This window comes from Pseudomonas sp. 39004 (assembly GCF_028682155.1).
GTDB classification, from domain to species: Bacteria; Pseudomonadota; Gammaproteobacteria; order Pseudomonadales; family Pseudomonadaceae; genus Aquipseudomonas; species Aquipseudomonas capeferrum.
This window is the reverse complement of the sequence record NZ_JANIAG010000035.1, coordinates 26,555-39,579: the sequence shown is the minus strand read 5'-3', so window position 1 is coordinate 39,579 and position 13,025 is coordinate 26,555. Positions and strand designations below refer to the sequence as shown.

Sequence of the window (13,025 nt, the reverse complement as noted above, 5' to 3'; positions counted from 1 at the left end):
CTACGCAGCCCTTTCCGACCGGTCCGGCGCCCCGGCAAGGCCGCTCCTACGACGAGCGGGCCTTGAGGTATTCGCGCACCTCTACAGCGTCCCCGGCAAACTCGATACGCTCGGCCTTGGCGTCGCGCTGATAGGCATACATCGGGTCGTAATACTCCGTCAGCAGCCCTTCGATCCAACCCCTGTGCAAATCCACCGAGCCACAGCGCAGTTGCTCGTCCAGCGCTTCATGCATGACCGCCGACAACCGCTGGAATCGCTCACCGCCCAGGCGCTTGTGGATATTGGCCAGGCTCTGCAGCATGCGCTCGGCGAACAGCCGGCGCCCCAGCTCTTCGCCATGCAGCGCGACGAATTCGGCGCTCAGGTTGACCACGTAGTCGCGCAGGATACGTTCGACACGGTTCTCGAAGCTGTCCTCCAGCCACACCAACGGGTACTGCTGCATGCCTTGGTACAACGCCAGCGGCACCGTGCAACTGCCGACGATACGGCCTTCATCTTCGAGCACGAACTGCTCGATGCCGCGTGCGCGCTTTTTCAGCACATCGACGGCCAGTTTGTTTTCGAAGTCGATCTGCGCAGGTTGCGCCGTGGCGCGTTTGCCGAAGCTGGAACCGCGGTGGTTGGCGTGGCCTTCAAGGTCGAGCACGTTGCTCAGTTGCTGCAACACATCGGTCTTGCCGGTGCCGGTAAGGCCCCCCAGCAGGACGAAATCGCAGTGCTCCACGGCGTCCTGGGTGGTATCTAGCAGGAAGGTGCGCATGGCCTTGTAGCCGCCCTTGACGCGGGGGTAGGCGATGCCGGCTTCATCCCGCAGCCACTGCTGGACGATCAGCGAACGCAGGCCACCGCGGGCGCAGTACAGATAGCCGTCGGGGTGGGCCTGGGCAAAGCTGGCCCAGGCGTGCAGGCGCTCACGCTTGGTCGTGCCTCTGACCAGCTGGTGGCCGAGGGTGATGGCGGCGGCCTGGCCCTGCTGCTTGAAACAGGTGCCGACCTTCTGCCGCTCCAGATCGTTCATCAGCGGCAGGTTGACGACACCCGGGAAGGCACCTTTGGCAAATTCGACGGGCGCGCGCATGTCCATCATCGGCACGTCGTTCAAGAACAGCTGGCGATAGTCGGTGCAGTCGGGGCGCATCAAAGCACCTCGACTGCATGGCCCTGTCGCTCGACCAGGGTGCCGATGGGTGCCAGTGCCAGGCCCAGTTCGGCGGCCACAGCCAGAAACTGCGCTTCACCCTCAGGGCTGACCGCCACCAGTAGGCCACCGCTGGTCTGCGGGTCGCACAGCAGGTGCTTTTGCTCATCGCTCAAGGCGCCGATCTTGTGGCCATAGCTGTCGTAGTTGCGCAGCGTGCCGCCTGGGATGCAGCCCTCGGCCAGGTAATGCTCGACACTCGGCAGGCGGGGGACTGCGGCGTAGTTCAGCCGGGCAGTCAGGCCGCTGCCTTCAGCCAGTTCCACCAGGTGGCCCAGCAGGCCGAAGCCGGTGACGTCGGTCATCGCCATGACACCGTCGAGCTTGCCGAAGCGGCTGCCGGGGGTGTTAAGGGTACACATCCAGTCGCGTGCCAGGCCCTGGTCCTGTTCACGCAACTTGGCCTTTTTCTCGGCGGTGGTGAGGATGCCGATGCCCAGCGGCTTGGTCAGGTACAGTTGGCAGCCTGCAGTGGCGGTGTCGTTGCGCTTGAGGTGGCGCTTGCTGACCACGCCGGTGACGGCCAGGCCGAAGATCGGCTCTGGGGCATCGATGGAATGGCCGCCGGCCAGCGGGATGCCGGCTTCGGCACACACCGCACGCCCGCCGCGAATCACTTCGCGGGCGACTTCCGGCGGCAGCACGTTGACCGGCCAGCCGAGGATGGCGATGGCCATCAACGGGTCGCCGCCCATGGCGTAGATGTCGCTGATGGCGTTGGTGGCGGCGATACGGCCGAAGTCGTAGGGGTCATCGACGATCGGCATGAAGAAGTCGGTGGTCGAGACTACGCCGCGTTCCTCGTCCAGGGCATACACGGCGGCGTCGTCGCGTGAAGCGTTGCCGACCCAGAGCTTGGGGTCCAGGGCCTGGGCGCCGCTTTCGGCAAGGATCACATCCAGCACCTTGGGGGAGATCTTGCAGCCACAACCGGCGCCGTGGCTGTACTGGGTCAGGCGGATTGGCTCGCTCATACGTTCCTCAGCAGATCAAATTGTTGCGCGATTGTAGCAAAGCTGGTCATTACGCCGTGGCCCCTTATACTTTGCTCGGACGGCGTGGCAGCCGCCCCTTACCCCGCCACTGTCCCGGAGAATGCCCATGCTCAAACCCCCTCTGGCGCTCGTCGCCGGCCTCGTGTTGTCCTGCTGTGCCGTTGTCGCCCAGGCCGCAGAAACGCTGCGGGTCAGTGCCATCCCCGACGAAGCACCGACTGAACTGCAACGCAAGTTCAAGCCGTTGGGGGAGTACTTGTCCCGCACGCTGGGCATGGAGGTGAAGTTCGTGCCGGTCTCCGACTACCCGGCGGTGGTCGAGTCGCTGGCCTCGGACCGCCTCGACCTGGCTTGGCTGGGCGGCTTCACCTTTGTCCAGGTGCACCTCAAAGACCCCAATGCCACGCCGTTGGTGCAGCGTGAGCAGGACGCGCAGTTCACGTCCAAGTTCATCACCGCCAACCCCAATGTGAAGAGCCTGGCCGACCTCAAGGGCAAGTCGTTCGCGTTCGGGTCGATCTCGTCCACCTCGGGCAGCCTGATGCCGCGTTACTTCATGCTCAAAGAGGACAAAATAAAGCCTGAGGATTACTTCAGCCGTGTGGCGTACTCCGGTGCCCACGATGCCACCGCAGCCTGGGTGCAGGCGGGCAAGGTCGATGCTGGGGTGCTCAATGCCAGTGTCTGGCAGAAGCTGGTGGATGCCGGCAAGGTCGATACCAGCAAGGTCAAGGTGTTCGCCACCACGCCCACCTATTTCGACTACAACTGGACCGTACGCGGCAACATGGACCCGGCACTCAAGGCGAAGATCAAAAAGGCATTCCTCGACCTCGACCCGGCCAACCCCGAGCACAAGGCGATTCTCGACCTGCAGGCCGCCAGCCGTTTCATCGAGACCAAACCTGAGAACTACCTGGGCACCGAACAAGCCGCGCGCGAGGCCGGCCTGCTCAAGTGACGGCTATTCGTTTGCACGGTGCCAGCCTGCGCCACGGCCAGGTGCGTGCGCTTGAAGCGGTGAGCCTGAGTATCGAGCAGGGCGAGCGGGTCGCGATCATCGGCCCGTCAGGGGCGGGCAAGTCCAGCTTGCTGCACCTGATGGCCACCGCTATCCAGCCCAGTGCCGGGGGGCTGGAGCTGTTCGGTGAACTTCCCTGGGCGCTGTCTGGCAGGGCGCGTCAGCGGTTGCGGGCGCGGGTTGGCTTGGTGCACCAGGCGCCGCCCTTGCCGCCGCGCCAACGGGTGGTCACGGCGGTGCTGGCGGGGCGGTTGGGGCAGTGGGGCACCTTGCGTGGCTTGCTCAACCTGTTGTACCCGACCGATGTAGCAGGCGTGCGCCAGGCGTTGGCAGAACTGGGGCTGGCCGACAAGCTGTTCGTGCAGTGCGGGCAGCTGTCTGGCGGCCAGTTGCAACGGGTGGGCATCGCCCGGGTGTTGTATCAGCGGCCGGCACTGCTGCTGACCGACGAGCCGGTGTCGGCGATGGACCCGGTGCTGGCCGACCACAGCCTGGCATTGCTCAACCGTCACGCCCAGGCCAACGGCGTCACGCTGGTGGCCAGCCTGCATGCGGTCGAACTCGCATTGGCCCACTTCCCGCGGGTGATCGGTATCCGTGAGGGGCAGGTGGTGTTCGACAGCCCGGCGGCAGCCGTCAGCCCGCAGATGCTGGCGGCACTCTACGCCAACGAACAATTGGCGCCGCCGCCCACGCCGGGGCCTACGCCTGCGCTGACGGTACAGATCCCGCGATGCTGAAGGCCGATACCCGCGACCCAGCGGCGCTGGCACGGTTGCTGCTGACCCTGCTGGCCTTGGCGGTGTTATGGCCGGGTGTGCAGTTGAGCGAGCTGAACCCGGGTGTGCTGTGGCAGGCCGAGAACCGTCAGCAGATCGCCAGTTTCACCCGGGCGTTCTGGCCACCGGCACATGATGCCGAGTTTTTGCTGCTGTTGTTCGAGGCCACGCTGCAGACCCTTGCCGTGGCCACGGCCGGCATGGCCCTGGCGCTGCTGCTGGCGGTGCCGACCAGCCTGCTGGCCAGCCGCGCCTTGTCGTTGCGGGCCGCCTCGCGCGGCGGCCGGGCCGGGTTGTGGTCGCGGGTGCTGCGCATGCCGGTGCGCGGGCTACTGATCTTTCTGCGCAGCGTGCCGGAAATCGTCTGGGCCTTGCTGTTCGTGCGGGCCGTGGGGCTTGGGCCAACGGCCGGTGTGCTGGCCATCGCCATTACCTACAGCGGCATGCTCGGCAAAGTCTATGCGGAAATCTTCGAGTCGGTCGACCAGCGCCCGGCCCATGCGCTGTTGCAGGCGGGCAGTGGGCGGCTGATGGCCTTCTTCTACGGCATCTTGCCCAATGCCGTGTCGGAGGTGGTGTCCTACACCGTCTACCGCTGGGAGTGCGCGGTGCGGGCTTCGGTGGTGATGGGCTTTGTCGGTGCCGGCGGCCTGGGGCAGCAGATCGACCTGTCGATGCGCATGTTTGCCGGTGCGCAAGTGGCGAGCATGCTGCTGACGTTCCTGTTGCTGGTGTCTTTTGCTGACGTGCTCAGCCGCTTCCTGCGGGCGAGGCTGGCATGAACCGGGTGATCAACCTGCTGGTGCTCGGCGCGCTTGTGGCAGCGGTGGTGGCCTCGTTCGCGTACCTGGAGCTGGACCTGCAGGCGCTGGTGGGTGACGGCGGGTTGGGGCAGATGGCCGAGTATGCGCGGCGCTTCCTGCAGCCAGACCTGTCCGCCGAGCATTTGCGCGCGGTGGGGCGTGGCGCCTTGGAGACCTTGGCCATGTCTGGCCTGGGTACCTTGCTGGCGGTGGTGCTGGGGATGCTGCTGGCGTTGCCGGCGGCGGGCCGGTTCGGCTGGCCGCTGCAGGCCGCGGCGCGGGTGCTGCTCAATGCCTTGCGGGCCATCCCCGAGCTGGTCTGGGCGGCGCTCACCGTGCTGGCAGCAGGGCTTGGCCCGAATGCCGGCACCCTGGCCCTGGCGTTGCACACCGCCGGGGTGCTGGGCCGGTTGTTTGCCGAGGCCCTGGAGAACGCGCCAGCCGAGCCTGCGGCCGCCATTCGTTTGCAGGGTGGCAGCCAAGTAGCGGCGTTCTGCTTTGGCACTTTGCCCAACCTGTGGCCGCAGTTGTTGGCCTACAGCCTGTACCGCTGGGAGAACAACATCCGCATGGCCAGCGTGCTGGGGTTTGTCGGGGCGGGTGGCTTGGGGCAGATGCTCTATACCACCTTGAGCCTGTTCCAGGAGGCGCAGGCCAGCACGGTGATCCTGGCGATGCTGGTGCTGGTGTTGCTGGTGGATGCGTTGAGTGATGTGCTGCGCCAGCGCTATGTGCGCGCCTGATCGGGGCTGCAAAGAGGCCCCGACAGCCGTCAGGTCACCCGTTCCCCATGCTGCGCCTCCCGTTGCATCGACTCCAGGTTGCGCTCGATCGTCTCGCAGATGGTATCCATCTGGATCTGGTGCTCGCTGAACCGGAACGGGCTCTGCAGGTCAGTGCCGATGCGTTCGATGGCCAGCAGCATGAACCCCACCACCGTCGAGGCCAGCGGGGTAAACCAGCCCAACGACTCGACCAGCCCCACCGGCACGATCAGGCAGAACAGCGTGATGAACAGCCGTGGAAAATACACATAAGGGTAGGGCAGCGGTGTATTGGCAATCCGCTCCATCCCGCCCTGGGCATTGGACAGGTCTACCAGCGTCGACTCCAGCCGCGCCAGGCGGATGCTGTCCAGGCGCCCGGCCTGGTACTCCCGCGCCAGCAGGGCCGCCGAGCCGCTGAGGATGTCATTGGCGAAGTTGTTCGAGCGGTTGCGCCGCTCGAACTCCGCCGGGGGGATGAACGCCATCAGTTCATCCGGGCAGCGGTCACCCTTGAGGTGTGCCGCCAGGCAGTTCACATAGGCGATATGGCGGCGCAGCAAGGTGGCCTTGGCCGGGTTCAGGCTATCGTCGGGGTCGTCGATCAATGTCAGCGTCTGCCGGGCAAAGCTGCGCGAACTGTTGACCAGCGCACCCCACAACGTGCGCGCCTCCCACCAGCGGTTGTAGGCACTGCTGTTGCGAAAGCTCACCAGCACCACCAGCGCCGAACCCAGCAAGGTCAATGGAATCAGCGGCAGGGTGAACTTGCTGTTGAAGAACAGCATGAAGTCGATAGTGACCAGCACATCCCAGATCAGCAGCCAGAACAGCGACCAGCCGATGTAACCGATGGTCTTCACGACCAGGCGGTACTTGCGGGCGATGATCTCTTTCACACGGGGTACCTCGGTACGCGGGGATGAAGGATCGGACGCCGAGGGGCTTTGAAGGTTCGGTATCGGATGTTGCAAGAGATGTTTGCAGGCGTGTTCAAAAGAAAAAGCTGACTCAGGTATAGGACGTTCCTGAATTTTCTTTGCAAAGGAGAAACGGCAAGGTTGATTGCTTCCAGATCTTGAATTGGTGTATCCAAAAGGATACGAGTGGTGCTGACTTGATGTATGCTGTTCAACAAACTGAGTGCTTTGTCCTTTGGCTCGCCAGCTTGAGAGACTTGAGAGACTTGAGAGCCAAGCTTGCAGTCGGTCGTAGATTGGAACGCGCGGCAAGTGGAAATCTGGGTGACTACAAGTGTCTTGGAGGAGGTGTGAATGAGCTTCGTATCAATGTTTCGGCAGGCTATCGAGTGTATTTCACACGCAAGGGGGCGAGCGTGATTTTTCTGCTGGTAGGTGGAGACAAATCCACCCAAACCGCCGATATTCTTAACGCCAGGAAGCTGGTGGAGGACATGAAATGAGCGAAAAATTGATCCCTTTTGAGATGGCCGACTTGTTGGACAGTGATGCGGCGATCAGTGAGTACCTCTGCCAGGTTCTATCCGATGGCGATACAGATGAAATTATCCGGGCAATCGGTCATATCGCTCGGGCACGAGGAATGACACAAATCGCTGCGCAGAGTGGACTAGGCCGAGAGAGCCTATATAAAGCGCTCAGCCCAGGAGCGAAACCTCGCTTTGATACCGTTATCAAAGTCATACGTGCTCTGGGTGTGGAGCTTTTTGTGCAGCCCCACGCGGCGTCTCACTGATTGTTTGCAGACTAATTCAACACCTGCCTCATCTGCACCAGCGCCACCCGCTTCCCATCCGGCGCCTGGCGCGCCTCGATGCCGAACGGCACAAAGCCCATCTGTGGATAAAGCAGCAACCCCGCCGTGTTGTGATTGAAGCACGACACCCAAACCTCCCGTGCCGCAAACTGCTTGCGGGCCAGCTCGACCATGGCGTTGACCAGGTAGCTGGCCACACCGTGGCCGCGGGCCGCTGGGGCCACGACCACGTTGCCCAGGGCGCATACACCGCCGTGCTCGGCTTTGTAGAAGTTGGCGAAGGCCAGCACCATGCCGCCGCCTTCCACCACCGTGGACCCGTTGCGCTGGGCGATGGCGTCGGTCAGTTGCGCGGGCGTGAGCGGGTAGGTGGCCTTGGGGAACATGTAGAACAGTTCGTCCGGGCCTTGAGGGAAGCAGCAGATGGCGGGGATGTCATTGGGCTGTACAGGGCGGTGGCTGAGGTGCATGGCAGGTCCTTTTCTAGGCGTGTGGCTGGCGCTCACAGCGTAGCACTGCGCATGTGGGCGCGGGCCTGTCGGGAGCGCCTGGCCGCCGTTCAAGGTTTGGCGGCCACCGCCACAAACCCCTTGATCGCGGCAGGCGCATGCGGTTTGGCCTTGCGTGCCAGCAGGTACTGGAAGCGCCGCCATTCCTTGTCGATCTCGCTGTACGACATGAACACGCTGACGCGCTCTTTATCGGCGAGGTCCGGGCGAGCGCGTACGTCGATCTCGTTCTTGGGGATGAACGCGACATTGATACCCACCACCTGGCCGTCATCGGCGAACACCGGCCCGCCCGACATGCCCTTGACCATCGGGCCGTCGTGCAACGAGTAGAAGACACTGCCCGGGGTGCCTTCGAGGCGTACCAGTGATGGCAGGGCATGGCCCTTGCCCTGTACGGGAATCATCAGGCTGTTGAAGCCGACCGCCGTCACCGACTCACCCGGCACGTATTGCCGCCAATGCGGTACCTCACGCGCCTTGTGCTTGAAGAACACGACATCACCGAGGCCCTCGTGGACCACGTTGCGCAGGAAGGGTGTGTGTTTTGCGGTCACTGCGTAGTCTTCGTTCCACTGGATGGCACTGGCCATCAGCAACATCGGCAGCGGAGCACCTGAGGTGACCACGAAAGCCTGGCTGTAGACGGGATCGGAGACGTAGGACGTTGGCACTCCATTGCACCCACTCAGCAGCATCATTGCCGCCAGACAGGGCACGGTTGTTTTCATGTGTCACACAGTCATGGAAAAATGGGAGCGCAAATATGGCCAAGTGATATCACTCTGGCAATACTTTGTGCATATATCCGACGAGTATCATCTTAAGTAGGGGGGAGGAGGCTAGCCAATAGATTCCAGGCATGGCTGCAGGCCCGGTAGTCAGGCACGCGGCGTCAATTTGATGGGGATCAAGGGCGCGATTATCCTGTACTCATCAGTCGCATGGAGGGTGATGAGCTCTATTTGAGCTCTATTTGAGCTCTATTTGAGCTGTATTGGGCTGAATCCGGAGCTGCGATGACATCTGCAAAAATCTGAAAGCCTTCACACGCAGAAGGGATCTCGGATCTGTAGAGGTCTTCCAATAAAAACGGCGATGGTGGCCGGGCCGGCCACGCCTACGAGGCGCTCACAGGCCCGGATGGCTGTCTGACCCTCATGGACCAGGCTGCGCAAGCTTCACGGATTGCCCAATTCGATCACGCTATAGGTGAACTCGTTGGCCAACTTGGCCTTGCCGTGCGCAGAATCGGCGACCTGAACCCGGTCATCATCGTGAACCACCACTACCTGGCGGGCATTCAACGCTACAACGCCTTCCGGTTTGTTATCGAACCACAAGGGCGAGCCGTCGGGCCCGAGAAACGGTAGCGGTATCCCCGAGCTGTCCGGTTCAAGCAGTGACAGTGGCAATGCCCACAAATAGCCACCAATCTGGTCACCCTGCTCATGGCTGGTGGTGGCCAGCAGGCGCTTGTTGAAGGGGTCGTATTCCAGGCTGGAAAGGCTCAGTGGTCTGTCGTCGCCCTGCACGCGCGGTTCGAATTGATAGGCCAGTTCGAAGGCGCCACTGATCACGAGCTCATCAGCCTGCACAGTGATCGGCGCCTGCACGATGGTGAACACGGGATGAGCTGTCGTGTAGTCGCTGCCTTGTTGGCGAATGCCAAGCAACAGGGTGTTCGCAGGGCCGATGGCTAGGCCTTCGACCTGGAAGAATGGCTCGCCTACGATCGCGCTGATCTGCTCACGAATGGCCTCGACTGCACCCAGTTGCCGGGTGTGAGCCGGGTTATCCACAGGCCAGTACAGGATATTGTTGAACGCAGGGTTTTGCGCTCGGGTGAAGGCACTGCTGGCGACCGCGTAGTGGGTATCGTCGAGTGTGAACGTCGTCAGGCCTTCGAGCTTCTGTGCAGCATCGATCAGGGTGCTGCGTGCGTAGGTGAGGTTATCGAAGTTCAAGGGCAACGGTGTGCTGCCCTCCAGGTCTTCAATGGTAATGGAGAAGATCGCAGACGTAGCGTGGCCTTGGATGGGTTTGTCATTGGCGAAGAGCAACTGATCGCCGACCCTGACGACGGCGGATACCTCGCAGTTTGTATCCGTGCCCGTGTGATGGGCGAGATCGAGACACCGGCCGGTGTAGTGACTCAGGGTGTGTGCTTGCAGTGATGATGATGCATTGGCCGATAGGCTGCCCAGGCAGGCTAGGGTTATGGCCAGGGTGCATGGCAGGTTCATTTTCATTTTGCGGCTCCTTGCACGAGGGATGAAGGCAAGGGCCAGCGTAGGGAAGGGGGCTGAGACGGAGCAGAGGGCAGTTGTGCCAAGGGGCCGTGCGACGGTGCTTCAGGATTGCTAAACGCCAGGCACAAAAAAACCGACCATGAGGTCGGTTTTTTCTGGATTTTGGTGCCCCGAGGGAGACTCGAACTCCCACTCCTTTCGAAAACGGATTTTGAATCCGCCGCGTCTACCAATTCCGCCATCAGGGCTTGTGGCGCGCAGTATAGAGAGGTGCCTCGGGTCGGTCAATCGGGTTTCATGGTCAATTTTCACACATTGGGCTAAACTTCCCGGCCCTGCCGAACCGAACATCATCATGCGCGTCGCCGATTTTTCCTTCGAACTCCCCGATTCCCTGATCGCCCGCCACCCTCTGGCCGAGCGCCATGGTAGCCGTCTGCTGGTCCTCGATGGGCCGAGCGGCGCCTTGGTACATCAGCAATTCACCGATCTGCTCGACTATTTGCGCCCGGGCGACCTGATGGTATTCAACAATACCCGGGTTATCCCGGCGCGCTTGTTCGGCCAGAAAGCCTCCGGCGGCAAGCTGGAAGTGCTGGTCGAACGCGTGCTGGACAGCCACCGGGTATTGGCCCACGTGCGCTCCAGCAAGGCGCCCAAGGTGGGTGCGCAGATTCTCATCGATGGCGGTGGCGAGGCCGAAATGGTCGCGCGCCACGAGACGCTGTTCGAGCTGTGCTTCACCGAAGAGGTGCTGCCACTGCTCGAACGCGTCGGGCACATGCCGCTGCCGCCCTATATCGACCGCCCCGACGAGGGCGCCGACCGTGAGCGCTACCAGACCGTCTACGCCGAGCGTGCCGGTGCGGTCGCAGCGCCCACGGCCGGCCTGCACTTCGACCAGGCGCTGCTGGAGCAGATTGCCGCCAAGGGCGTGGAGCGGGCTTTCGTGACCCTGCACGTCGGCGCGGGCACCTTCCAGCCGGTGCGGGTCGACAAGATCGAAGACCACCACATGCATAAAGAGTGGCTCGAAGTGAGCCAGGATGTGGTGGATGCGGTTGAGGCCTGCCGTGCCCGCGGCGGGCGTGTGGTGGCCGTGGGCACCACCAGCGTGCGCTCGCTGGAAAGCGCGGCGCGTGATGGCGTGCTCAAGGCCTTCAGCGGCGATACCGACATCTTCATCTACCCGGGCCGGCCATTCCATGTGGTCGATGCCCTGGTCACCAACTTCCACCTGCCGGAGTCCACGCTGCTGATGCTGGTCTCGGCCTTCGCCGGCTACCCCGAGACCATGGCCGCCTACGCGGCTGCGGTCGAGCAGGGGTACCGCTTCTTCAGTTACGGTGATGCCATGTTCATCACCCGCAATCCGGCGCCACGCGGGCCCGAGGATCAAGCATGAGTCGCACCTGTCGAATGTCCTTCGAACTGCTGGCCACCGACGGCAAGGCCCGTCGTGGTCGCATCACCTTCCCCCGAGGCACCGTGGAAACCCCGGCGTTCATGCCGGTAGGCACCTACGGCACGGTCAAAGGCATGCTGCCGCGCGACATCGAGGCCATCGGCGCCGAGATGATCCTGGGCAACACCTTCCACCTGTGGCTGCGCCCGGGCACCGAGGTGATCAAGAAGCACAACGGCCTGCACGACTTCATGCAGTGGAAAGGCCCGATCCTCACCGACTCCGGTGGCTTCCAGGTGTTCAGCCTCGGCGCCATGCGCAAGATCAAAGAGGAAGGCGTGACCTTCGCCTCGCCCGTCGACGGCTCCAAAGTGTTCATGGGCCCCGAAGAGTCGATGCAGGTCCAGCGTGACCTGGGCTCGGACGTGGTGATGATCTTTGACGAGTGCACGCCTTACCCGGCCGAGCACGACGTGGCGCGCACCTCCATGGAGCTGTCGCTGCGCTGGGCCCAGCGCTCGAAAAACGCCCACGCCGACAACACTGCGGCGCTGTTCGGCATCGTCCAGGGCGGCATGTACCAGGACCTGCGCATGCGCTCGCTGGAAGGCCTGGAAAACATCGGCTTCGACGGCCTGGCCATCGGCGGCCTGTCGGTGGGCGAGCCCAAGCACGAGATGATCAAGGTGCTGGACTACCTGCCGGACCAGATGCCTGCTGACAAACCTCGTTACCTTATGGGGGTAGGCAAACCGGAAGATCTCGTTGAGGGTGTGCGCCGCGGCGTCGACATGTTCGACTGCGTGATGCCGACGCGTAACGCGCGCAACGGCCATCTGTTCGTCGATACCGGGGTGATCAAGATCCGCAATGCGTTCCATCGCCACGATGAGTCGCCGCTGGATCCGACCTGCGATTGCTATACCTGCACCAACTTCTCCCGCGCGTATCTCCACCACCTGGACAAATGCGGCGAAATGTTGAGCAGCATGCTGAATACCATCCACAACTTGCGCCATTACCAGCGCTTGATGGCCGGTTTACGCGAGGCTATTCAACAGGGTAAATTGGCCGCCTTTGTCGACGCCTTCTACGCCAAACGCGGGCTGCCTGTGCCGCCTTTGGGCTGATTGTCAGCACTTAAATATTAAAACTCAGTAATGGAGTGCCTCATGAGCTTTCTGATTCCCGCCGCTTACGCGGACGCAGCAGCACCTGCCGCCGGCCCAGCCGGTACCGGTTTCGAGTGGATCTTCCTGGTCGGCTTCCTGGTCATCTTCTACCTGATGATCTGGCGTCCACAGGCCAAGCGCGCCAAAGAGCAGAAGAACCTGCTGGGCAACTTGCAAAAAGGTGACGAAGTTGTCACCAACGGCGGCATCGCCGGCAAGATCGTCAAGGTCACCGATGATTTCGTGGTGCTGGAAGTTTCCGACACCGTCGAGCTGAAGTTCCAGAAGGGCGCCATCGCCGCGACCCTGCCAAAAGGTACGCTCAAGGCTATCTGAGTTACCGGTTTTATTTTTCCAGTCGGGGCGCGCAACGCGCCCCGCGTC

At 62.6% G+C, this 13,025-nt stretch carries 15 protein-coding genes and 1 tRNA gene; 9 read left to right on the top strand and 7 right to left on the bottom strand.

Features of this window, described 5'->3' with window-relative positions; translation table 11 throughout:
* Positions 1 to 46: 46 nt before the first annotated feature.
* The gene (gene mnmH / locus NP534_RS09005; protein ID WP_274098500.1) at positions 47 to 1,144 is read right to left on the bottom strand and encodes a tRNA 2-selenouridine(34) synthase MnmH; all 1,098 of its coding nucleotides are present in this window, start codon (positions 1,142 to 1,144) and stop codon (positions 47 to 49) included.
* Complete coding sequence (gene selD, locus NP534_RS09000) at positions 1,144 to 2,178, bottom strand: selenide, water dikinase SelD (RefSeq protein WP_274098499.1); 1,035 nt, start codon at positions 2,176 to 2,178, stop codon at positions 1,144 to 1,146. Before selD ends, mnmH begins: the two co-directional genes overlap by 1 nt.
* A gap of 127 nt (positions 2,179 to 2,305) precedes the next feature.
* On the opposite strand from selD, the gene NP534_RS08995 reads away from it, so the two are divergent.
* From NP534_RS08995 to phnE, 4 genes are read left to right on the top strand one after another with little or no spacing between them, the layout of a single operon-like run.
* Positions 2,306 to 3,160: a putative selenate ABC transporter substrate-binding protein gene (locus NP534_RS08995; protein WP_274098498.1), complete on the top strand. Its 855-nt coding sequence runs from the start codon at positions 2,306 to 2,308 to the stop codon at positions 3,158 to 3,160.
* Positions 3,157 to 3,960 carry a phosphonate ABC transporter ATP-binding protein gene (locus NP534_RS08990; protein WP_274098497.1) on the top strand — a complete coding sequence of 268 codons (804 nt, stop codon included), beginning with the start codon at positions 3,157 to 3,159 and terminating at the stop codon, positions 3,958 to 3,960. The genes NP534_RS08995 and NP534_RS08990 overlap by 4 nt, the downstream gene beginning before the upstream one ends.
* On the top strand, positions 3,954 to 4,781 hold the full coding sequence (locus tag NP534_RS08985) for a PhnE/PtxC family ABC transporter permease (protein ID WP_274098496.1): 828 nt from the start codon (positions 3,954 to 3,956) through the stop codon (positions 4,779 to 4,781). The genes NP534_RS08990 and NP534_RS08985 overlap by 7 nt, the downstream gene beginning before the upstream one ends.
* The gene (gene phnE / locus NP534_RS08980) at positions 4,778 to 5,545 is read left to right on the top strand and encodes a phosphonate ABC transporter, permease protein PhnE (protein ID WP_186662904.1); all 768 of its coding nucleotides are present in this window, start codon (positions 4,778 to 4,780) and stop codon (positions 5,543 to 5,545) included. Before NP534_RS08985 ends, phnE begins: the two co-directional genes overlap by 4 nt.
* A gap of 29 nt (positions 5,546 to 5,574) precedes the next feature.
* On the opposite strand, the gene NP534_RS08975 is transcribed toward phnE, so the two are convergent.
* A complete protein-coding gene (locus NP534_RS08975; RefSeq protein WP_274098495.1) occupies positions 5,575 to 6,465 on the bottom strand; it encodes a bestrophin family protein in 891 nt (296 codons plus the stop codon).
* A gap of 221 nt (positions 6,466 to 6,686) precedes the next feature.
* Here NP534_RS08975 and NP534_RS08970 point away from each other — a divergent pair, with 221 nt between their 5' ends.
* Both NP534_RS08970 and NP534_RS08965 read left to right on the top strand, forming a co-directional pair.
* Positions 6,687 to 6,989, top strand: coding sequence for a type II toxin-antitoxin system RelE/ParE family toxin (locus NP534_RS08970; RefSeq protein ID WP_274098494.1), 303 nt, complete (start codon positions 6,687 to 6,689; stop codon positions 6,987 to 6,989).
* On the top strand, positions 6,986 to 7,282 hold the full coding sequence (locus NP534_RS08965; protein WP_274098493.1) for an addiction module antidote protein: 297 nt from the start codon (positions 6,986 to 6,988) through the stop codon (positions 7,280 to 7,282). The genes NP534_RS08970 and NP534_RS08965 overlap by 4 nt, the downstream gene beginning before the upstream one ends.
* Positions 7,283 to 7,293: 11 nt before the next feature.
* On the opposite strand, the gene NP534_RS08960 is transcribed toward NP534_RS08965, so the two are convergent.
* The 4 genes from NP534_RS08960 to NP534_RS08945 form a co-directional block, all read right to left on the bottom strand.
* On the bottom strand, positions 7,294 to 7,773 hold the full coding sequence (locus NP534_RS08960) for a GNAT family N-acetyltransferase (protein ID WP_274098492.1): 480 nt from the start codon (positions 7,771 to 7,773) through the stop codon (positions 7,294 to 7,296).
* A gap of 89 nt (positions 7,774 to 7,862) precedes the next feature.
* On the bottom strand, positions 7,863 to 8,510 hold the full coding sequence (locus NP534_RS08955; RefSeq protein WP_274098501.1) for a serine protease: 648 nt from the start codon (positions 8,508 to 8,510) through the stop codon (positions 7,863 to 7,865).
* A 483-nt stretch (positions 8,511 to 8,993) separates the two neighbouring features.
* Positions 8,994 to 9,875: a hypothetical protein gene (locus tag NP534_RS08950; protein ID WP_274098491.1), complete on the bottom strand. Its 882-nt coding sequence runs from the start codon at positions 9,873 to 9,875 to the stop codon at positions 8,994 to 8,996.
* Between the two features lie 352 nt (positions 9,876 to 10,227).
* Positions 10,228 to 10,312, bottom strand: a tRNA-Leu gene (locus tag NP534_RS08945).
* Between the two features lie 107 nt (positions 10,313 to 10,419).
* On the opposite strand from NP534_RS08945, the gene queA reads away from it, so the two are divergent.
* The 3 genes from queA to yajC are packed head-to-tail and all read left to right on the top strand — an operon-like array spanning position 10,420 to position 12,977.
* Positions 10,420 to 11,469: a tRNA preQ1(34) S-adenosylmethionine ribosyltransferase-isomerase QueA gene (gene queA / locus NP534_RS08940; protein WP_274098490.1), complete on the top strand. Its 1,050-nt coding sequence runs from the start codon at positions 10,420 to 10,422 to the stop codon at positions 11,467 to 11,469.
* A gap of 14 nt (positions 11,470 to 11,483) precedes the next feature.
* Positions 11,484 to 12,599 carry a tRNA guanosine(34) transglycosylase Tgt gene (gene tgt, locus NP534_RS08935; protein WP_077068621.1) on the top strand — a complete coding sequence of 372 codons (1,116 nt, stop codon included), beginning with the start codon at positions 11,484 to 11,486 and terminating at the stop codon, positions 12,597 to 12,599.
* Positions 12,600 to 12,641: 42 nt separating this feature from the next.
* Positions 12,642 to 12,977, top strand: coding sequence for a preprotein translocase subunit YajC (gene yajC, locus NP534_RS08930; RefSeq protein ID WP_027595530.1), 336 nt, complete (start codon positions 12,642 to 12,644; stop codon positions 12,975 to 12,977).
* The last annotated feature ends 48 nt before the right edge of the window (positions 12,978 to 13,025 follow it).